Consider the following 20777-nt stretch of genomic DNA (forward strand, 5'->3'; position numbering starts at 1 on the left):
TTGCAAATACAAAAGCGTTTGGGCCGTGTCGGGAGGAGACGCCATGACTGCTTGGAAACTGGCCTATCACGCCAATTGCTGGGGCCCGCTTGGGGGCGACGCCGTTGGTGTGACGTCCATCAACCGTTTGGCCTACCGGACCTTCGGGGACATGGCCGAGGCCGCGCGCGATATCGCAGCAGCGGGCTACGACGGCATTGAGCTCTTCGACGGCAATGTCGTGGAAAGCGAAGGCGACGATTACGCCGCCATGCGCAAGATCCTCGCCGACACGGGCCTGTCGCTGGTCTCGGTCTATGCCGGCGGCAACTTCATCTTCACGGACATCCTTGACGAAGAACTGGCGCGCGTCACCAAGGCAGCGGACGCAGCGCGGGCGCTCGGCGCCGAGCACCTGGTTGTTGGCGGCGGCGCGCGGCGCCACGACGGGACGCGCCAAAGCGACTACGATGCCTTGGCTTTTGCGCTCGACAAGGTGATGGCAATCGCTGCGCAGCACGGCCTGAAAGCTCACTATCACCCCCACCTTTCCACCATCGTCGAGAACCCGGACGAGGTTCGGACGATCTTCGGCAAGACCGCGATCGGGTTCTGTCCGGACACCGCGCATCTGGCCGCTGCCGGAGGCGACGTGGCAGCTATGGTGCGCGAGCACGCGTCACGCATTTCCTACGTCCACCTCAAGGGATGGCAGCGCGATCCGTTCGCCTTCGTGCCGGTCGGCCGGGGCGATTGCGACAACGGCGCCGTGATCCGGGCCCTGAAAGACATCAGTTTCACGGGTTGGATCTGCAACGAACTCGACGCCTGGGCTGATCCCGCCGCCGGGGCGCGGGAAAGCCTCGCCTTTGTCCAGGCAGAACTAGCGAGTCTGAATTTACCGACCGGCATTGACGCCGGGAGGCGCCTGTAGCTGCAACAACGAAAACCAAACAACATCAGGGAGAAACCACCATGCGCATGAAAACCTTGCTTCGTTCGACGGCTATCTGTCTGACGCTCGGCCTCGGCCTTGTCTCGAACGTCGCCTATGCCATCGATCCCGCCCAGGCGCTGACCGAGATCGGCCAGCATGTGATGAGCCTCGGACCGAACGGCGAGAAACCGGAAGCCGCCTCGAGCGTCAAGCTCACCGATGAGGAACTGGCCAAGATCAAGGAGATGCATGCCAAGGCCGCCATAGTCATGCACTATGCTGGCAACGACTGGTCGCAGGCGCAGATCGAAGGCCTCAAGGCGCAGTTCGCCGCCATGGGGATCGAAGTCGTCGCCGTCACCGACGCAGGCTTCAAGCCCGACAAGCAGGTGTCCGACCTCGAGACCGTAATGGCGCAGAAGCCCAACATCATTGTGTCGATCCCGACCGACCCGGTCGCGACCGCAGCAGCCTACAAGGCGGCCGCCGACGCCGGCGCCAAGCTCGTGTTCATGGACAACGTGCCGAAAGGCTTCGTGGCCGGCAAGGACTACGTTAGCTCGGTCTCGGCTGACAACTACGGAAATGGCGTGGCAACAGCGCACCTCCTGGCGCAGGCACTGGGCGGCAAGGGCGATGTCGGACTGATCTTCCACGCAGCCGACTTCTTCGTCACCAAGCAGCGCTACGACGCCGTCAAGAAGACGCTGGCAGAGAACTATCCGGACATCCACGTCGTCGCAGAGCAAGGCATCGGGGGGCCCGACTTCTCAGGCGATGCCGAGAAGGCCGCTGGTGCCCTGCTCGTCGCCCATCCCAGCATCAAGGGTATCTGGGCGGTGTGGGATGTGCCCGCGGAAGGCGTCATCTCCGCCGCGCTCACCAATGGTCGGGACGACCTGGTGATCGTCAATTGCGACCTCGGCGAAAACGTCGCCATCAACATGGCAAGCGACGGCCCGGTAAAGGGCCTGTCGGCGCAGCGGCCCTACGACCAAGGCGTGACCGAGGCCATGCTGGCCGGCTACGGCTTGCTTGGCAAGCAGGCGCCGGCCTATGTCGCGCTGCCGGCACTGCCGGTAACCAAGGCCAGTCTCGCCGATGCCTGGCAGCAGGTCTACCACAAGCCGGTCACCGACAAGATCAAGCAAAGTATGCAGTAGACCTCGCACACAGGTCCTCCCGGTGGCGATGGTTCGGCCGAGTTCGAGCAGAAGCGCAGCGTTTCTGTCCGACAGGCCGAACCATTCCCCCTACCCGACGCAAACCTTTGTTTTCCCTATAGGTGTTGTCATGAACACTGCCAACGCAGCCGAAGCCGTCCGAATGCGAAACGTCAGCATGCGTTTCGGCGGTGTCCGGGCGCTCGACGACGTTCATCTCGACGTTAGCCCGGGCCAAGTGCACGCACTGCTCGGGGAGAATGGCGCGGGCAAGTCGACAATCCTCAAAATTCTCCGCGGCGTACAGCCGCCAACCTCCGGCACGGTCGAGATCGGCGGCGTGCCGCTAGCCACCTTCACCGCCGAGGCCGCGCGCAATGCCGGTGTCGCTATGGCGTTCCAGGAAATGAGCCTGATTCCGACGCTGACGGTGGCGCAGAACGTCTTCCTCAACCGTGAGATCATGACCAGTTCCGGGCTCATCGACGACAGAACCGCGGTGGCCGAATCGCGAAAGCTTTTCGCGCGCATGGGCGTCGAGATCGACCCCACCGCCAAGGTCTCCGACATTCCGGCTGGACACCGACAGCTCACCGAGATCGTCAAGGCGACCTCGCAACCGTGCAAGGTTTTGGTGCTGGACGAGCCAACCACGGCGCTGTCGCAGAACGAGGTCGAGCGGCTGTTCGACTATGTGCGCCAGCTTCGCGGCGAGGGCGTCGCCATCGTCTATGTCTCGCACCGTATGGACGAGATCTTCCGCATTGCCGACCGCGCTACCATCTTGCGCGATGGCAAGCACATCATCACCGCGCCGATGTCAGAATTCACGCTCGAATCGATGATCGCCCATATCATCGGCCGACGCTCTCGCGGCTTCTCCGACGTGGTGCGCGAGACGGCGACTATCGGCGAAGTGCTGCTCGAAACACGCGGCCTTTCGGGCTCTGGCAAGCCTATCGGTATCGATCTGACGCTTCGCCGCGGTGAAGTAGTCGGCGTCGCTGGCCTGCTGGGCAGTGGCCGCTCGTCGTTGGCGCGCGTGCTGGCCGGGGTCCAGCCGATGACTAGTGGCGAGATCCGGATCAAAGGCAAGGTGGTTTCGATCGCTAGGCCGCGAGATGCCATCGACTCCGGCCTTGCGCTGGTGCCGGAAGATCGCGCACGGCAGGGGTTCGTCGCCTTCCATTCGGTGGAAAGCAACATCGACCTGCCCAACCTTGATCGCCTTTCGACGAAGACATGGGTCGATCGCGGCAAGTCGGCGGCACTGGCCGAAAGCTCGATCCAGCGCCTGCGCATCAAGACTGACTCGCGCAAGGCGACCATCAGGACGCTGTCGGGCGGCAATGCGCAGAAGGTGGTCATCGCCAAATGGCTGGCGACCGAACCGGAGGTGCTGATCCTGGACGAACCAACCGCCGGCATCGACATCGGTTCGAAATCGGAAATCGTGACGCTGATCCGCAACCTCGCCAAATCGGGCAAGGCAATCCTGGTGCTGTCGTCGGAGCTGCAGGAACTGCTCGCCGCTTGCGATCGCATCCTGGTGATGTCGGAAGGCCGCATCGTGCGCGACATCGCCCGTCACGACCTCGATGACGCCCCCAAGGCGGACTCGATCGACAGCCTTCAGCACGCCGAACAGAAACTCAACAAATTCATGCAGGAAGCCCGCGGAGGAACCATCCAATGACCGACACGGCCGCATCAGCGAGCAAATTCTCGGCACTGGCCAACTGGCGTGAATACATCATCTATATCGGCTTTGTGGTTATCTTCCTCGTCTTTGCCGCGACGCTGAACGACAGGGGCTTTCTCGACCCCAACAACCTGCTGAACATTATCCGTCAGACCGCGATCATCGCCGTGGTCTCGGTGACGATGACCTTTGTGCTCAGCACTGGCGAGATCGACTTGTCGGTCGGTGCTGTCGCGGGCCTCGCTTCCGTCGCCACGGCAATGGGCATCGACCAATTCGGCATCGCCGGCGGAATCCTTTACGGCTTGGGCACCGGCGTCGTCGTCGGCGCCGTCAACGGCTGGCTGACCACCGGCATCGGCATACCTTCGTTCTTGACCACGCTTGCCATGATGGGCATCGCACGCGGCGTCGCCATGTGGATCAGCGGCACGGCGGCGATCCCCATACTGAGCAAGCCCTACGCGGCGATCTTCGGCGCCGGTAACCTCGGCCCGATACCAAGCCTGTTGATCTGGGTGGCAATCATCGGCATCGCCGGCCACATCGTGCTTCGCCGCACCACGTTCGGGCGGCGCGTGCTGGCCACCGGCGGCAACGAGACATCGGCACGCTACTCCGGGGTCAACACCGCCTCTATCAAGTTCCGCGTGCTGATGCTGTCGTCCGTGGCGGCCGCCTTTGCCGGCATGCTCTATGCGGGCCGTCTCCATTCCGGCCGCTTCCAGTTCGGCGAAGGCGACGAGCTTTCGGTGATCGCCGCGGCCGTGCTTGGCGGCACCAGCCTGTTCGGTGGTGCCGGCACAGTGGTCGGCTCTATCATGGGCGCGCTGATGATCGGCCTGATCAACAACGGCCTCGTGCTGATGGGACTGGAATTCAGCCAACAGCTGATCGCTCGCGGCGCCATCATCATCATCGCAGTCGCCATCAGCCAAACGCGCAAGCGTTAGGCAGAGCGCAGAAGAACAAAGGCGGGGCTTTGCCAGGCATCAAGCTTGCGGCGCGCTGGCTCAACGCGTCGACCCGAAAGATAATTGCAGCAAGGGACATGCCATGTCTGACACCTTCTTCAATCCGCATCAGCGCGCCACGGTGGAAGCCGCGATGGCCCGCATCATCCCAACCGACGACACGCCGGGCGCACGCGAAGCAGGCTGCGTGGACTTCGTCGACCGCTATCTCTCGGGTATCGGTTACATCTTCGCAAAGCCCGACGGCTCCGGCTTCGAAGTTCTCGATGGCGCATCGGCCAAGGCCTGGATGCAGCGCATCGAAATCATGCGCGACCGGTATGTCGCCGGACTGCTCGACCTCGACGCCCGCGCCCGCGAGAGGTTTTCGTCCGACTTCGTGGCACTGGCCCCACACCAGCAGGACGAGATCCTTCACGAGTTGGAGCAGGCCGGCACGGGTGCGCCGACGACGCTCGCCGTCGACGACGCGCTCGCTGGCCCGGTTTCGCCCCAACCCGCGCTGCAGCAGACGTCTACGGAGGTCGATCTCGATTTTCTGCCGCTGCTGATCACCCACACACGCCAGGGTTTTTATGCCGACCCCATCTATGGCGGTAACAGGGACCGGGTCGGCTGGGAGGTGATCGGCTTCCCAGGCCCTGCCTCGCTAAAGGATGTCCACACCGGCCGATACACTACGCTGCAGTATTTCGCCGAGGGCGAAGCCGACAAGGTCAGGGAGTTCCACGATGGCCTATAAGACCAAACCCGCGAGAACCGACGTCGTCATCATTGGTGCCGGCGCGTCCGGCGCCGCCGCCGCAAAGGTGCTTTGCGAGGCTGGCGTCAAGGTCGTGGCCCTCGAAAAGGGGCCGTGGCGGAAGAAGGAAAGCTTTGGCGGCGACGAACTCGCCAACATCAATCGCTACAATCTGTGGCCGGACCCGATCCTCAATCCGCGCACCTGGCGCGAGACTGCCGCCGACGACGCGCGTTCCGAAATGTTCTGCCCGGTGCCGCAGATGGTCGGCGGTGGCACCGTCCACTGGCAGGGCTGGTTGCCGCGCTTCACCGAGAATGATTTCCGCCTGCGCACCGTGGCCGGCGACCTGCCGGGCACCAGCCTTGCCGACTGGCCGATCACCTATGACGAGCTAGAGCCATACTACCTCAAAGTCGAATGGGCGTTCGGGGTATCGGGTCAGCCTGGCGCCAACAAATTCGAGTCACGCCGCTCAGGCGGCTACCCATGTCCGCCTATGCCGATTTCACGCTATGCGCAGAAGTTTATTAAGGGCTGCGACGCGCTAGGTTGGAACGCCTTCCCCACTCCGCAGGCCGCATTGTCGCGCCCTTTCAATGGTCGCAAGGCGACGGTGGTCAGCGCGTTTGCGCAGCAGCACGGCGACCCTACCGGAACGCGCTCGTCGGCACTCAACGTCTTTATCCCGGACGCGGTCGCAACCGGAAATTTTGAGCTGCGACCCAGCTGCGTGGTTCGCGAACTCGTTCTGGACAGCCAAGGCAATATCAAGGCCGCGATCTACTTGGACGCCGACGGCGACGCCATAGAGCAGGAGGCCGATCTGTTCATCCTTGCCTGCGGCGCTATGGAAACGGCACGCCTCATGCTGCTGTCGAAGTCCGGTCGCTTCCCGAAGGGCGTAGCCAATGGGAGTGACATGGTCGGGCGCAATGTTACCTTTCACGAATATTCGGCGGCGGTCGGCACCTATGACGATCCGGTCTATGCCTGGGCCGGCGGCGGGTATGTCAGCGCTTCGACCTTCCAACATTACGAACATGACGCATCGCGCGGCTTCGTCTCCGGCGGGCACATCGCGGTGGCGGGCGTCGGCATCCCGCTGCCCATCAACTGGCGCATGCCGGGCACGCCTTCTTGGGGCGCCGAGGCTAAGAAGAACGACCGCGACCACTTCAGCCATTCGCTGGCGATTGCCATGGTGCTGCACGACATGCCCCAGCACGACAACCGCATAGACCTCGACGAAACGGTGGTCGACGCCTGGGGACTGCCGGTCGCGCGCGTGACACTGAAGCCGCACCAGAACGATCTCGACCAGGGACGCTACCTGATCGATCGCGGGGCCGACATTCTGGAGGCCAGCGGCGCTTTGACCATTCGCAAGGTCTATGCCGACCGCGTCACCGGCAATTGCTCGCACCAGCACGGCACGGCACGGATGGGCGACGACGGGGCGACCTCGGTGCTCAACAGATGGTGCCGGGCGCACGAAGTCGAGAACCTCTACGCAGTCGACGGATCGCCTTTCCCGACCGGCACCGGCGCCAACCCGACGCTCACCATCATGGCCAATGCCTGGCGCGTCGCCGAAAAGATCATCGCCGAACGCGGGGCGGCAGCGTAATGGCGGGCGGGACGCCGAGGTCTGCCGCCCGCAACGTCCCCGATCGATCGCAGCAATGGAGAGCGCCATGAGCGGCAACCGTTTCGCTGGAAGGCGTGGCCGCATTCGTCTCGGGATGGTAGGCGGTGGCGAAGGAGCCTTTATCGGTGCGGTGCACCGCATCGCCGCTCGGCTCGACGACCGCTACGACCTGGTTGCGGGAGCCTTGTCCTCGGACGCGGCGCGCGCAGCGCGATCCGCTGCGCTACTCGGTCTCGACCCGGCCCGCAGCTACGCCGATTTCACTGACATGGCGCGCAGCGAAACCGTCCGCCCCGACGGCATCGAAGCGGTTTCCATTGTCACCCCCAACCACATGCACGCGCCGGCCATCCGCGCCTTTCTCGACGCCGGCATCCATGTCATTTGTGACAAGCCGCTGACGACGACGCTGGCCGAGGCGCTGTCGCTACGGGAGGCCGCGCGGGTTTCTGGGCTGGTCGTGGCGCTGACCCATACCTATATCGGTTATCCGATGCTCCGGCAGGCCCGTGCCATGGTCCGCAACGGCGACCTGGGCGAGATCCGCATCGTCCAGGTCGAATACGCGCAGGACTGGCTGGCGACGAAACTCGAGGACGGCGGCAACAAGCAGGCCGAGTGGCGCTCGGATCCAGCACGATCGGGCGCGGGCGGCTCAATTGGCGACATTGGCACCCATGCTTTCAATCTTGCCGGTTTCGTCACCGGGCTCGAGCCTGACGCACTATGTGCCGAGCTTACCACCTTCGTGGAAGGACGGCGGCTTGACGATAACGTCCAGATAATGCTGCGCTATGAAAACGGCGCGCGCGGCAGTCTCTGGTGCAGCCAGGTCGCCATCGGCAACGAGAATGAGGTCAGTCTTCGCGTCTATGGCTCGAAGGGAGCGCTGGAATGGACGCAGCGCGACGCAAACCAGTTGGTCTGGTCGTCGCTCGACCAGAACCGACAAATCATTACCCGCAACGGCGCCGGCGCGGATGAATCAAACAGACTTGCCTCGCGCGTTCCGGCTGGCCACCCGGAAGGTTACCTTGAAGCCTTCGCCACTCTTTATCATGACGTCGCTGAGGCGATTGTCGCCTTGCGCCTGGGTAGGCCGCTTACGCCCCAAACGCTGTTCCCAACCGTCGACGACGGCGTCAAGGGCCTGGCTTTCATCGAAGCCGCCATTCGTTCGTCGATTGCAGGAGGCGTCTGGACAAGATTGTGATGAGTGCCCTGCGCATCACGGTCAATCAGCGCCATGCTGTAAGAACTAACGGGCCTCCACCGGCTTTCAATCTTCAGAAACCCATATCACGATGTCCGGTTCGGGATTGGGCAGATCGTCCTGACTATGACCGACTTGAGGCGCATTGTGGTTTGGAGGCGTCCGGGCCGTAAGCGGACCGGACGCGTTGGGGCCGATCGTCAGGTAGGGACCTGCCAGCTTGTGGCTGCCAAGAAGCGGCGGCGCGTTCCAGCGAAAGGAACGGTAGTGCAATTGCTTGGCCGCAACGTCTTCAGCACCAGCTCGGTGCCGGCCTACGCTGCACCGCGCCACAGATGGCCAAAGCCGATCATCTTGCGGTCGAGGGTGACCACGCAACGCTGATGGCATGCCGGACTTCCTTGCAATTGGACGTGCCTCAGATTGCGGGTGCCGCGCTCCCGAGCCGCTGCCATCGATAGCCTGAAACTAATCGATGTCGAGCCCAGCAAGCTGGCGACGGTCGCTGACGTTGCAAAATGCGCAGCGACGCCGCCTTGCCGACGAAACCGCCCTTTCGCGAAATGTGCCGCGAAGGAGCATGTTGTTATCTTAGGGACCAATCGCGAGGAGTCCTTGACCGGCGTTCGTGCCGGAGGACAGCGGGGCGCTCGCCTCGGATTAAGGGATATTACGATACGGGAAGTCCCCGAATTTCCTTTGTAAAGATTATTGCCGATCGTGATGCTTCTTTGAGGGTCGCAGGGCCAAGCACAAAGGGACTCGCGCAATGCTTGAGCACCAAAATTCGGAATACACTGGACAGTCACTCGCTTGGCGGGAGCAGCAGCAGAACGACGCTGGCGAGCCGGAGGCGCTTCCTTCCATCGCCCGCGTACGGAGATTTGGGCGCGAGCAGGAAATCTACAGTCAGGAAGATAGGAGCGACACCTGGTACCGCATCGTGTCTGGAGCGGCCCGAAAATATATCATACACGCCAACGGACGCAGGCAAATCGTCGATATCCACCTGCCGGGCGACTTCTTCGGCTTCACCCCCCACAACCGTCATCGGTTCGGGGTCCAGTCCGTAATCGACGGAACATCAATAGAGTGCTATCCGCGCCAGCGTCTCGAGGCGCTAGCCGATGCGAATCCCGCTCTAGCGCGTGAGCTTCGGATGCGCAGTTTCGAAGCAATCGAGAGGCTCCAGGAGCAGATGCTGATCGTCGGCACGATGACCGCCAAGGAAAAGGTGCGCGCCTTTCTCATCTATTTCTGCGAACGGATTTCCAAGGCCCAGAACGAAGGGGTTGCGCTTCCGATCTCGCGCTACGACATGGCGGATCTGCTTGGAATCTCCGTCGAAACGGTGTGTCGTGTTTTTACGGAGCTACAGCAGCGTGGTGCCATTTCCTTGCAAGGCCCGAGGCGGGTGAGACTGACCCGGCGCGTCGATCGGTGATCAGTTGTTCTGCTGCCGATAAAACGAATCTTAACGCTATTCGTCGCCTCGGAACCGGGCCAGCACCAGAAGGGTCACTGCCTGCGGCCAGACTACGCACGCGCAGCCGGCGCATCATGTGAGCGGTGAACTTCGACCATACGCACGCTGATACTAGGTTTTAGGCGATCCGTTTTGGGATGGCGGTGGCAAGCGGCTGTTCGAACGTCGCGCTCGCGCGGGCTCAGCGCTGCGATCTTCGCCGAAGCCTTTCCCATATCGCTATTTGCCAATCTTTGAATCGGCCGCTCCGCGTAGCCGCGAACAGAGCAACCCCCGGTGGACCGGCGACCGTCCATCCGAAGGTCTTCCGCTTATCGCCGAAGTCCCAGGAGTCCTTCGATAGATTTGGGACAATTTTGCATAAGCAAAATGACGACCGTCAAAGCGCGCCGCGCGCTGCTGCCGGAATCTCCTTCGCTAGTTTTACTCAGCAGTCCGCCGATTGATTGGGAGACGCCGCCATGGATCCAAACGACGATGTCATCGCACAACACAAGGTCCGGGAGGTGGCAGCGGTCTTCCAGAGCCAGGAAACACTGGAAAACGCAATCGAGGCATTGCTCCAAGCCGGGTTCGACCGCGGTGATATCGACGTCATGGGCGATATCGAAACCGTTCGGAAGCGACTGGGCTCAGTTTATGTGCCGTCTAACGAAATCGCCGACGTTCCAGGAACGCCGCGGCGCGCCTATATCGCCCGCGACGATATCACGACCGCGACCGCCGGCGTCGCCGGCATTCTGTTCTATCTAGGCGCTGCAAGCGCCGCTATGAGCGTGATCGCCTCGGGGGGCAGCCTGGCGCTCGTCGCCGCTGCAGCAGTCGCAGCCGGGACCATCGGCGCGGGATTCGGCGCGACGGCCATACACCTGCTTGGAAGGAAGCAGGCCGAAGACTTGGAACTGCAGCTTATGTCAGGCGGTATCGTCCTGTGGGTGCGCGTGCGCAACCCCGAAAGAGAGACCGAAGCACAGGACATACTGGCAAAGTTCGGTGGCGAGGGAATCCGCGTGCACGAAATTGAAATCGACAAGCGGCTGGACGACCTGCCGCTCTCGAAATTCAAACCCGACCCGTGGCTTGGCGGCGAACCGTTGGCGCACACTGAGCAAAACCGCATCCGAAACTGACGATCGTCAAGGCCGACATCCGACACGACAGGCAAGAATCTGGATGAAGGCGCGGCAGTCACGCTTGTGCCGAACGACGAGATCCAGACGGAGGCTTGACATGGCAAGCAAAGTAATCGGCATCGATCTTGGAACGACCAATTCGTGTGTCGCGGTAATGGAGGGGACGCAGGTCAAGGTCATCGAGAACGCTGAAGGCGGGCGCACAACCCCCTCCGTCGTGGCGTTCACAAAGGGCGGGGAAATCCTTGTCGGTCAGCCCGCCAAGCGCCAGGCTGTGACCAACCCCGAAAACACACTGTTCGCCATCAAGCGCCTGATCGGMCGCCGCTACGACGATCCGGTCGTGGAGAAGGACAAGAATCTCGTCCCCTACAAGATCGTCAAGGGCGACAATGGCGACGCCTGGGTCGAGGTTCTTGGCAACAAGTACAGCCCAGGCCAGATCAGTTCCTTTGTGCTGGTAAAGATGAAGGAGACGGCAGAAGCCTATCTCGGCGAGAAGGTCAGCGAGGCAGTAATCACCGTGCCGGCCTATTTCAACGACAGCCAGCGGCAGGCGACAAAGGACGCAGGCAAGATTGCGGGGCTCGATGTGCTGCGCATCATTAACGAGCCTACGGCCGCTGCGCTCGCCTACGGTCTCGACAAGAAAAAGGCTGGAACGATCGCGGTCTACGATCTCGGCGGCGGCACCTTCGACATCTCGCTCCTCGACATCGGCGATGGCGTCTTCGAGGTCAAGGCGACCAACGGTGACACGTTTCTTGGTGGCGAGGATTTCGACAAGCGGATCGTCGACTGGCTTGCCGAGGAATTCAAGAAGGAGCAGGGCATCGATCTTCGCAACGACCGCCTTGCAGTTCAGCGCCTCCGCGAGGCCGCCGAAAAGGCCAAGATCGAGCTCTCCTCATCGCTGGAAACGACCGTCAGCCTGCCCTTCATCACGGCCGACCAGAACGGACCAAAGCATCTTGAAATCAAGTTGAGGCGCGCCAAGCTGGAGGATCTGGTCGACGATCTGATCGGCCGGACGGAAAAACCCTGCAAGGACGCGATGAAGGACGCCAAGGTCAAGCCGGATAACATCGACGAGGCGATTGTCGTTGGCGGCATGACGCGCATGCCCAAGGTGCAGGAGACCGTCGCCGAAATCTTCGGCAAGGAGCCCAACAAGAGCGTCAACCCCGACGAAGTGGTCGCGATCGGCGCTGCCATCCAGGCCGGCGTGCTGCAAGGCGACGTCAAGGATGTGCTGCTGCTTGACGTGACGCCGTTGTCGCTCGGCATTGAGACGCTCGGCGGCGTGTTCACCCGGTTGATCGAGCGCAACACGACCATTCCCGCTAAAAAGAGCCAGACGTTCTCGACGGCTGAGGACAACCAGAGCGCCGTCACCATCCGCGTCTTCCAGGGCGAGCGCGAAATGGCTGCCGACAACAAGCTGCTCGGCCAATTTGACCTCGTCGGCATCCCGCCGGCACCACGGGGCGCACCGCAGATCGAGGTGACCTTTGATATCGATGCGAACGGCATCGTCAACGTCACCGCCAAGGATATGGCGACCGGCAAGGAGCAACAGATCAAGATCCAGGCGTCCGGCGGACTGTCGCAATCGGATATCGATCGAATGGTGAAGGAAGCCGAGGCAAATGCGGAGGCCGACAAGAAAAGACGCGCCTTGGTTGAGGCGCGCAATCAGGCCGATGCGCAGATCGGCACCAGCCAAAGGGCGATCGACGACGCGAAGGACAAGGCTCCGACCGTAGACAAGACATCCGTCGAAAAGGCTATCGGGGATCTCAAGTCGGCAATGGCCGGGGAATCTTTGGACGAGATCGAAGCAAAGACGAAGGCGCTGCAGATCGCTTCAGTGAACCTTGGCGCCAAGGTGCATGAAGCGACCGTCGGCCCGGCCGCGTCAGCGGCGCAAGAACCGTCACATGCTTCGTCCGGCGACGATGTCGTCGACGCGGAGTTCGAGGAGATCGATGACCAGGACGGACAGCGCCATGGATAATGCGGGAAATCGGAACGCGGCCGGGATCGAGCACACGGGAGGCAAACCCGATGCGGGTGCCCCGGGCGTTGAAGCCACGAGGAGCGATCAGCCCCGGCAGCGCGTGGAAGCGGAACTCGCGGACACTACGGAAAAGCTGCTGCGTGCACTGGCCGAGCAGCAGAATATCCGGCGGCAGATGCAGCGCGAGCGTGACGAAGCCGTGAGATTTGCCAGCGCGCGGCTGGCCGAAGATCTGCTCAACACGCTCGACAATTTGCGCCGTGCAATCGAGAGCGTCCCGGTGGAAGCTTCGGACCACACGGTGGTGAAGCCGCTTTTGGCCGGCGTAGAAGCGACCGAGCGCAATCTTCTGGAAACGCTTGCCCGGCATGGCGTGCAAAAAATCGACCCGTCCGGCTCGGCGTTCGACCCGCATCACCATCACGCGATTTTCCAGCGCCCCGACGCAACAGCCGCGGAAGGCACTGTCATCGAGGTGCTGCAGCCGGGTTACACGCTCCACGGGCGACTTCTACGGCCGGCGATGGTCGGCGTCGCAGTTCCCGAATAGCACAATAGGTGGTCTGGCCGCACGATGAATTGGCTCTTCTGATTTCCAACGATCAAGGCAGGAAGAGAAGTCGCCTAAGCGGAGGTTTCTTGCAGGCAAGAAGGGTCGTCACCCGCCTTCATCATCATCATAGGGCAGCGCCACCTGCGGCTGAACCTCCAACGCGTCGATCAAGGTGCCAAAGGCAAGGCGCAGGCCGTAAAGTTGGTCGAGCAACTCCAGCACAACGTCGACGCCTTCATCGTTGATGCCCAGTTCGTTGGTGAGATCGGCTACCAGGTTGGCGCGCGCCATGTCGACGTCGCGGAACACCGGGTGGCCGTCGATCACCTGCGGCGATATCCAACCCCGGTCGATGAGAAACCGCAGCCTTTTTGTTTCGATATGAGCAAGTCGGGCAAACTTTCGATAGCCGAGCATTTATACCCCCATCGCTTGCCGTGGATTGTATGACTTGCCGGCCGTCCAGCCGGTAACGAATGCCTTCAGATCAGGATCCGGCTTTTCCGGAAGCACGATCTTTAGGGTGGCAAAGACGTCACCGCGGCCCCCGTTTCGCCGGGCCACACCCTTTCCCTTCAGGCGCAGCGTCCTCCCGCTCGACGAATTTTCGGGCACATTCGCGACCACGGGCCCAGCGGGCGTCGGCACCCTGATCTTGCCACCGAGCACCGCTTCGGTAAGCGAGATCGGCAGGTCGAAGCGGATGTCGTCACCTTCGCGCCGGTAGAAGGGATGAACGCGCACATGGAGCTCGATCAGAGCATCGCCCGTCTGCGCGCCGCCTTCGCCGGCGCCGCCCTTCCCGCGCAGCCTGAGCGTCTGCCCGTCGCGTGCGCCGGGTGGAATGCGGATGTCCAGCGCCTTGCCGTGGGGTAGCGTCACCTGGCGCGTGCCGCCGTTTACCGCGTCGAGGAAGTCGATCTCCATCGAATACCGTACGTCGGCGCCACGCGTGCGGAAATCTTTTCGCCCGCGCTGGGAAAAGAATTGCGTGAAGATGTCGTCGGCGCCGAGATCCGCGAAGCCCGCGCTGTTTTCGTAAGCTCCCGGGTCTGTTCCGGCATCAGCAAAGTCCCGATAATAGCGGCGCTGGGGCTTTTCGGCACCCGTCGCGTTTATCTCGCCGCGATCGAAACGGTCGCGTTTTTCCTCATCGCGCAGAATTTCGTAGGCCGCGGATAGGTCCTTGAAATCCTGTTCCGCCAGCTTGTTACCGGGATTGAGATCAGGGTGGGATTTCTTTGCCCGACGACGATAGGCCGCCTGGATTTCCTTCTGCGAGGCATCGCGTTTGACGCCAAGGAGTTCGTAGGGATCGCCGCCACTCATCGGGATTTCCGCCGGCCCCCTTTTTGAGAGCGCCCCGGAGGTGAAGGCCATTCGAATGGCATCGGAACGCCAACAGGAATTAGCCGAATTCCGTCGACCTCAAACTGACGGTCATCAATGCGCCCACAGCATGTGGATACGTCATCAATAGCACATTGCTTTCCCCTGCCCGCCGCTTCCTACAGCGACGGGCTTTTTCTTCCTAGACGCCCAATGCGACGAACCAGTGAAACTGACAGCCGTCAACGCACGCACCTACACCGGAGATATTCTAGCCGAACTGCGCCAAGCGGATTTGCTTCACGCAGACAGCCCATCAGCCCACAACGGAGGATTGCGACATGAGACTGGATAGCGACATCAAGCATGATGTGGAAAGTGAACTCAAATGGGATCCCGACCTCGACGCCTCCGATGTCGGCGTCGCAGTAAAAAGTGGCGTTGTCACGCTGAGTGGCTTTGTCCGCAGCTACAGCCAGAAATACCAAGCCGAAAAGGCAACCAAGCGCGTCAAGGGCGTGCTCGGCGTTGCCAATGACATCGAGGTTCGGCTGCCGTCCGGCAACGGGCGGACCGATCCGGAGATAGCCCGCGCCGCGGTCGAGGCTATCAAGGACGAGCTTCCCTATTCCCACGAGAATATCAAGGTCGTTGTGAAGAACGGCTGGCTCACACTCGAAGGTAATGCCGAGTGGGAATATCAGCGCACTCGAGCCGAGGCGGCCGTACGGAAGATCAAGGGCGTCACGGGTATCTCGAACCTGGTGATCCTGAAACCGCGCGTCACTCCTTCCGAGATCAAGGCCAAGATCGAGGATGCACTGGAGCGGATGGCGCAAGTCGACGCGGGTCGCGTTACCGTTTCCGCGAGCGGCGGCGAGGTGGTCCTGTCCGGCACGGTGCGTTCCTGGGCGGAACGACAGGAAGCCGAGCGCGCCGCATGGCGGGCGCCCGGCGTCACCAAGGTTGAAAACCGGATCACCATCTCTCCGTGACCCGGAGAAGCCGTCGCGGGCGGCCGGACTGTACTACGGTCCGGCCGGCTCTCGACGAAGGAGAACGCAGCTTGGACCGGAAGACGAGGCAGGATCGAGGTCAGCCAGAAGCCAGGGATGTTGACTTGGTGGCGTTGGCCGGCATGGAGTCCTTCCCAGCGAGTGATCCGCCCTCGTGGACTCCGGTGCGTCTCGGTCGGGCACAAGAAGTGCCCGCAAAGTCAGCGTCCGGGAAAACTGATCCGCCGACCAACGGGTCGTCAGGCCCCGGCCCCACGCTTGATCCAGATACGCCTGACCGCGCGCTCGTCAGAGACGGGCTCGATAAGAATGGATGATATCCTGCTTGCCCAAACTTTGATCCTCGTCGGCGCATAGTGCCAAGTGCGGCATTGTTGGCCTTCTGATGAAACCTACCGCAAGCAACAGGACAGTGGGCAGAAAGATATCTGTCGAGTTTGTCCTGGCGACCCAGGTGATACAACCAATCGAGGTTCCGATGAACATCCTTATGGTTTTGACGTCGCACGACCGGCTTGGCGACACGGGAAAGAAAACCGGCTTCTGGCTTGAAGAGTTCGCCGCTCCATACTACGTCTTCAAGGACGTCGGCGCCAACATCACGCTCGCATCGCCAAACGGCGGACAGCCCCCGCTCGATCCCAAAAGCGATGACCCGGATGCGCAAACGGCGGCCACAGCCCGCTTCAAGCTCGATCAGGCGGCCCAGAACGCTCTGGCCAACACGGTCCGGCTGTCAACCGTCACCGCTGGCGACTACGACGCCGTCTTCTATCCCGGCGGCCACGGCCCGCTGTGGGATTTGGCCGAGGATCAAGACTCGATACGACTGGTCGAGGTCATGTTCGGCATTGGCAAGCCGGTCGCCGCCGTCTGCCACGCGCCAGGCGTCTTCCGTCATGCGCGAGGCCCTGATGGCTCCGCGCTCGTCAAGGGCAAGTCCGTGACGGGCTTCGCCAACACCGAGGAAAAAGCGGTTGGGCTGACGCACGTTGTGCCGTTCCTAGTGGAAGATTCGCTCAAGCAGAACGGCGGCGTCTATTCCAAGACGCATGACTGGCAGCCTTACGTCGTCGTCGACGGCAATCTGATCACCGGTCAGAACCCCGCTTCGTCGGAGGCTGGCGCGAAGGCCCTCCTCAACCGACTCACAGCGTATGACGAAGCGGCCAAGCCGCTCCCGTCGGCGCAGTAAAAACAAAACCCGATAGAAGGAACATCCTATGATCACTCTGAACGAAGCACGCTCAATCATTACCGCAGCGGAAGCGAAGGCCGGTGAGCTCGGCCAGCCCATGAACGTCGCAGTGGCCGACGGCGGTGGGCACCTGATAGCGCACGTTCGGATGGACGGAGCGTGGTTGGGGAGCGTCGATATATCGATCAAGAAGGCGTTCACGGCGCGCGCCTTCGACATTTCGACGCGCGATCTTGCGAAGCTCGCACAGAACGGGGGAGATTTCTTTGGAATAAATACCTCCAACGAGGGCCGCGTGATGATCTTCGCCGGCGGCATTCCTCTTTACCGGGAAGGCCGTGTTGTCGGCGCCATCGGGGTGAGCGGCGGCTCGGGTGCCCAGGATCAGGCGGTCGCCGAAGCGGGCGCCGCGTACTACGCCGCACGCTAGGCTACTTGCGGGAGACCGAGCCCCCTGTCTGGCTCGTCGAGCGCCTCGCCAGACGTGCGGACTAGCCTGCCCGATAGGATCACATCGATTTGCTAGAGCTGGGAAGGAAGCCTTATGCCCTCGATCCTCCGGACGACGCGATTATCAACCGGCGACGAGGTCCCAATTCTCGGCCAGGGTACCTGGGGTATGGGCGAGAAGCCGAATCGTCGCGCCGACGAAGTGGCAGCGCTCAGACTTGGTCTCGAACTCGGCATGTCGCTCATCGACACAGCCGAGATGTATGGCGACGGCGGCGCGGAGGAAATTGTCGGCGAGGCCGTTGCCGGACGACGCGACGAAGTCTTTATCGTCAGCAAGGTTTTACCAACACATGCCTCGCGCCTCGGCGTGGCGACCGCGTGCGCCAACAGCCTGAAACGACTGCGCACGGACCGGATCGACCTGTACCTCCTGCATTGGCGTCTCGGCACTCCTCTTGCCGAGACCGTTGCGGCTTTCGAGTTGCTCAAAGCAGCGGGGAAGATCCGGCATTGGGGTGTCAGCAATTTTGATATAGCCGATATGATCGAATTGGCCGGCGTTGCTAAAGGGAACAGCGTGCAGACCAATCAGGTTCTCTACAACCTTATGAGGCGAGGCATCGAGTATGATCTTCTGCCCTGGTGTCGTCAGCACGGGATTCCGATCATGGCCTATTCGCCTGTGGAACATGGCGTCCTGGCTGAGGACGGGCGCCTCGCAAAGGTGGCCAAGCGGTACGGCGTGAGCCGGTCGCAGATCGCGCTTGCCTGGGTGCTGCGCCAAGAGGGCGTCATCGCCATTCCGAAAGCGAGAAAGCTGGAGCATGTACGGGAAAATCGTGCCGCGCTTGATATTCGACTCATACCCGCGGACCTGCAGGATCTTGATCATGCCTTCCCACCGCCGACGGTGAAGCGCACGCTCGAAATGCTTTAGAGCACGAGCTCGACCTTTTCGAGATTGCGAAAGGCACTCCGAATACCCCGACGAGGATTAACGTTCGGGCAAGCAGGATATCATCCATTCTTATCGCGCCCGTGTTTGACGAGCGCGCGGTCAGGCGTGTCGGGATCAAGCGTGGGCCGGGGCCTGACGACCCGTTGGTCGGCGGATCAGTTTTCCGGGGCGCGGCCTCAAGGGCGTCGAACTGGTCGTGTCCAACGATCACGCGGGCTTGGTCGAGGCGATCGGTGAGTGATCCCGGAAGCGGCCTGGCAGCGCTGCTACCTGCACTTCCTCAGGAACGCGCGATCACTTGCCCAGGATGCACGGCGACGACTGCCTGCAAGAACTGCGCTGGCGCTATCGGACAGCCTGGTCCGCAAAACTGACGGTCATCAACGCCGGGGGAGCGAAGCCTTCCTAACGTTTACCTAAGGCTGCCGGTCCTGACGCAGGACTTGGTCTTCGGCGACGAGCCCAGAAAGGGAGCGGTACGTGATGGGCCGAACGGAAGCAGCCGATTGAGCGGTCTGGCGCGCCTTCAGTCACATAAAGTCGACCATCCCATTGCCGTCGAACGTTGGCAATCAAAGTCCGAAAGGAGAGCACAATGACGATCTCATCGAGCGACAATACGAGAACCGAGGCGATGAACGACGTAGTCACAATGCTATCGCTGGTCGTGGTCTTTGCCGCCTTCAGTTTGATCGACGGCATCTTCGGGATCATCATGGCAGTGCGCGGAGCACGCAGAGGAGAGCATTGGGTTTGGCTGCTCCTCAACGGCATCCTTGGCATCGTTTCCTGCGCCGTCGCCGTCTTATGGCCGGGCATCACAGTGCTTGCCTTCGTCTTTCTTGTCGCGGCCTGGGCGCTTGTCTCAGGCATATTCATGCTGATCTCTGCGTTCCGGCTCAAGATCGACCATGGCCGCATCTGGCTGGCGATCGCCGGCGTCGCAAGCATACTTCTCGGAATAGTACTCACAATCTCGCCGTTTGTCGGTGCGCTGGTCCTCACCTTCTGGGTCGGAGCTCACGCTCTGGTTCTGGGCGTGACGCTGCTGATGCTGGCCTACAAATTGCGTTCGCAACGCACCTCCCGCCCTAGCAATCTGGCTGCCGCCAACGCCGCTTAGATCAATCTTCGAAGGAGCGAACCCATGCCATCAATCCTCGCACCTGCAACGAAGGCACCAGACTTCAATCTTCATGTGACGCCCGGCCAGACCCTATCGCTGTCAGAATTTGCGGGCAGGCGCGTGATCCTGGCGTTCTATCCGGCCGACTGGAGCCCAGTCTGCGGCGATCAGATGACGCTCTACAACCACGTGCTTTCAGAATTCCGCAAAAGGGGTGCCGAGTTAGTGGGAATCTCCGTGGACGGAGCATGGTGCCACCAAGCCTTTGCAAGAGACCGAAACATCCATTTTCCTTTGCTGGCGGATTTCCATCCCAAGGGAGAAATCTCACGCGCCTATGGAGTCTATCGCGACGAGGTCGGTGAGAGCGCCCGCGCACTTTTTATCGTCGACGAAAAGGGCGCCATCGCCTGGAGTTATCTCTCGCCGATCGCAGTCAATCCCGGGGCTGACGGCATTTTGGACGCCCTGGATCAAATGCCAAGTCTGGAGAAGAAAAATGTCGACCCTAAGAGCGCCCGTCAATCAGCGTGACCACGCGCGCGGCGCGCAGAATGCCATCGTTACCCTTGTGGAATATGGCGACTATCAATGCCCTCATTGCGCTGCCGCCAATCCGGTGATGCATTTCCTGGAGGGCCGGTACGGCCAGGCGCTGCGCATTGTCTTCCGGCACTTTCCCCTGGCGGAAATTCATCCTGTCGCTCCGATCGCGGCGGAAGCCGCGGAATATGCCGCCGATCATGGTCTGTTCTGGGAAATGCACGACGCCATTTTTGCAAACCAGCATCAGCTCAGCGTCCGGTTCCTGTTCACCTTGGCCGGGTCCCTGAAACTGCCGCAAATGGGGCTTCGAGATTCGATTGCACGGTCGCTCCACCGCGACAAAATACAGGCCGACTTTATCGGCGGCGTCCGCAGCGGCGTCAACGGGACCCCGACCTTCTTTGTCAACGGGTTGCGCTACAATGGCGGCTACAGCGCACCAGAACTCTCGGCATCGATCCAGACTGTGATGGATGCTCTTGCCCCGGTGCGTTGATCGGAAACATATGGCGCGAAACTGATGGGCGTCAACGCGCCGAGACCAACGGCAATCGACGATCACGGAGCTTGCGAGGCCGAGCAACCCAAATCATCTGCG

Annotated in this window: 20 protein-coding genes and 1 pseudogene; 19 read left to right on the forward strand and 2 right to left on the reverse strand. The window is 61.6% G+C overall.

Going from position 1 to position 20777, the window contains the following annotated elements; translation table 11 throughout:
• Nucleotides 1-43 precede the first annotated feature (43 nt).
• From AB4Z43_RS05435 to AB4Z43_RS05485, 11 genes are all read left to right on the forward strand, one after another.
• Nucleotides 44-913, forward strand: coding sequence for a sugar phosphate isomerase/epimerase family protein (locus tag AB4Z43_RS05435; RefSeq protein WP_441936340.1), 870 nt, complete (start codon nt 44-46; stop codon nt 911-913).
• Between the two features lie 41 nt (nt 914-954).
• A complete protein-coding gene (locus tag AB4Z43_RS05440) occupies nt 955-2079 on the forward strand; it encodes a substrate-binding domain-containing protein (protein ID WP_441936342.1) in 1125 nt (374 codons plus the stop codon).
• 163 nt (nt 2080-2242) lie between these two features.
• Nucleotides 2243-3775 carry a sugar ABC transporter ATP-binding protein gene (locus tag AB4Z43_RS05445; RefSeq protein ID WP_441936343.1) on the forward strand — a complete coding sequence of 511 codons (1533 nt, stop codon included), beginning with the start codon at nt 2243-2245 and terminating at the stop codon, nt 3773-3775.
• The gene (locus AB4Z43_RS05450) at nt 3772-4734 is read left to right on the forward strand and encodes an ABC transporter permease (RefSeq protein WP_441936345.1); all 963 of its coding nucleotides are present in this window, start codon (nt 3772-3774) and stop codon (nt 4732-4734) included. The genes AB4Z43_RS05445 and AB4Z43_RS05450 overlap by 4 nt, the downstream gene beginning before the upstream one ends.
• Before the next feature lie 103 nt (nt 4735-4837).
• Entirely contained in the window at nt 4838-5497 is a 660-nt protein-coding gene (locus AB4Z43_RS05455; RefSeq protein ID WP_441936347.1) for a gluconate 2-dehydrogenase subunit 3 family protein, read from the forward strand.
• Nucleotides 5487-7127 carry a GMC family oxidoreductase gene (locus AB4Z43_RS05460; RefSeq protein ID WP_441936349.1) on the forward strand — a complete coding sequence of 547 codons (1641 nt, stop codon included), beginning with the start codon at nt 5487-5489 and terminating at the stop codon, nt 7125-7127. Before AB4Z43_RS05455 ends, AB4Z43_RS05460 begins: the two co-directional genes overlap by 11 nt.
• A 67-nt stretch (nt 7128-7194) precedes the next feature.
• Nucleotides 7195-8361: a Gfo/Idh/MocA family protein gene (locus tag AB4Z43_RS05465; protein WP_441936350.1), complete on the forward strand. Its 1167-nt coding sequence runs from the start codon at nt 7195-7197 to the stop codon at nt 8359-8361.
• A 769-nt stretch (nt 8362-9130) separates the two neighbouring features.
• Nucleotides 9131-9805 (forward strand): helix-turn-helix domain-containing protein, encoded by a 675-nt coding sequence (locus AB4Z43_RS05470; RefSeq protein ID WP_441936352.1) that lies wholly within the window; start codon nt 9131-9133, stop codon nt 9803-9805.
• 503 nt (nt 9806-10308) lie between these two features.
• Nucleotides 10309-10977 carry a hypothetical protein gene (locus tag AB4Z43_RS05475; RefSeq protein ID WP_441936354.1) on the forward strand — a complete coding sequence of 223 codons (669 nt, stop codon included), beginning with the start codon at nt 10309-10311 and terminating at the stop codon, nt 10975-10977.
• Nucleotides 10978-11077: 100 nt separating this feature from the next.
• The gene (dnaK, locus tag AB4Z43_RS05480; protein ID WP_441936356.1) at nt 11078-12997 is read left to right on the forward strand and encodes a molecular chaperone DnaK; all 1920 of its coding nucleotides are present in this window, start codon (nt 11078-11080) and stop codon (nt 12995-12997) included.
• Nucleotides 12969-13550 carry a nucleotide exchange factor GrpE gene (locus AB4Z43_RS05485; RefSeq protein ID WP_441936358.1) on the forward strand — a complete coding sequence of 194 codons (582 nt, stop codon included), beginning with the start codon at nt 12969-12971 and terminating at the stop codon, nt 13548-13550. The genes dnaK and AB4Z43_RS05485 overlap by 29 nt, the downstream gene beginning before the upstream one ends.
• A 108-nt stretch (nt 13551-13658) precedes the next feature.
• Here AB4Z43_RS05485 and AB4Z43_RS05490 read toward each other — a convergent pair whose 3' ends face one another.
• Together AB4Z43_RS05490 and AB4Z43_RS05495 are read right to left on the reverse strand one after the other, a co-directional pair.
• Nucleotides 13659-13970 (reverse strand): chaperone modulator CbpM, encoded by a 312-nt coding sequence (locus tag AB4Z43_RS05490; protein ID WP_441936360.1) that lies wholly within the window; start codon nt 13968-13970, stop codon nt 13659-13661.
• The gene (locus AB4Z43_RS05495; RefSeq protein ID WP_441937069.1) at nt 13971-14882 is read right to left on the reverse strand and encodes a DnaJ C-terminal domain-containing protein; all 912 of its coding nucleotides are present in this window, start codon (nt 14880-14882) and stop codon (nt 13971-13973) included.
• A 341-nt stretch (nt 14883-15223) separates the two neighbouring features.
• Here AB4Z43_RS05495 and AB4Z43_RS05500 point away from each other — a divergent pair, with 341 nt between their 5' ends.
• The 8 genes and pseudogenes from AB4Z43_RS05500 to AB4Z43_RS05535 all read left to right on the forward strand — a co-directional run bounded on the left by AB4Z43_RS05500 (nt 15224) and on the right by AB4Z43_RS05535 (nt 20675).
• Complete coding sequence (locus AB4Z43_RS05500; protein ID WP_441936362.1) at nt 15224-15877, forward strand: BON domain-containing protein; 654 nt, start codon at nt 15224-15226, stop codon at nt 15875-15877.
• Nucleotides 15878-16376: 499 nt separating this feature from the next.
• Nucleotides 16377-17093 (forward strand): type 1 glutamine amidotransferase domain-containing protein, encoded by a 717-nt coding sequence (locus AB4Z43_RS05505; RefSeq protein WP_441936364.1) that lies wholly within the window; start codon nt 16377-16379, stop codon nt 17091-17093.
• A gap of 28 nt (nt 17094-17121) precedes the next feature.
• Entirely contained in the window at nt 17122-17526 is a 405-nt protein-coding gene (locus AB4Z43_RS05510) for a GlcG/HbpS family heme-binding protein (RefSeq protein ID WP_441936366.1), read from the forward strand.
• Nucleotides 17527-17640: 114 nt separating this feature from the next.
• Complete coding sequence (locus tag AB4Z43_RS05515; protein WP_441936368.1) at nt 17641-18486, forward strand: aldo/keto reductase; 846 nt, start codon at nt 17641-17643, stop codon at nt 18484-18486.
• A gap of 175 nt (nt 18487-18661) precedes the next feature.
• Nucleotides 18662-18856 (forward strand): annotated as a pseudogene (locus AB4Z43_RS05520) (transposase); the annotation flags it as partial.
• A 246-nt stretch (nt 18857-19102) separates the two neighbouring features.
• Complete coding sequence (locus AB4Z43_RS05525; RefSeq protein WP_441936370.1) at nt 19103-19630, forward strand: HdeD family acid-resistance protein; 528 nt, start codon at nt 19103-19105, stop codon at nt 19628-19630.
• A 24-nt stretch (nt 19631-19654) separates the two neighbouring features.
• On the forward strand, nt 19655-20167 hold the full coding sequence (locus tag AB4Z43_RS05530; protein WP_240565192.1) for a redoxin domain-containing protein: 513 nt from the start codon (nt 19655-19657) through the stop codon (nt 20165-20167).
• Nucleotides 20133-20675, forward strand: a complete 543-nt coding sequence (locus tag AB4Z43_RS05535; protein ID WP_202358436.1) for a DsbA family protein — start codon at nt 20133-20135, stop codon at nt 20673-20675. Before AB4Z43_RS05530 ends, AB4Z43_RS05535 begins: the two co-directional genes overlap by 35 nt.
• The last annotated feature ends 102 nt before the right edge of the window (nt 20676-20777 follow it).

The sequence above is a fragment of the Mesorhizobium sp. 2RAF45 genome (genome assembly GCF_052115225.1).
Taxonomy (GTDB): Bacteria; Pseudomonadota; Alphaproteobacteria; order Rhizobiales; family Rhizobiaceae; genus Mesorhizobium; species Mesorhizobium jarvisii.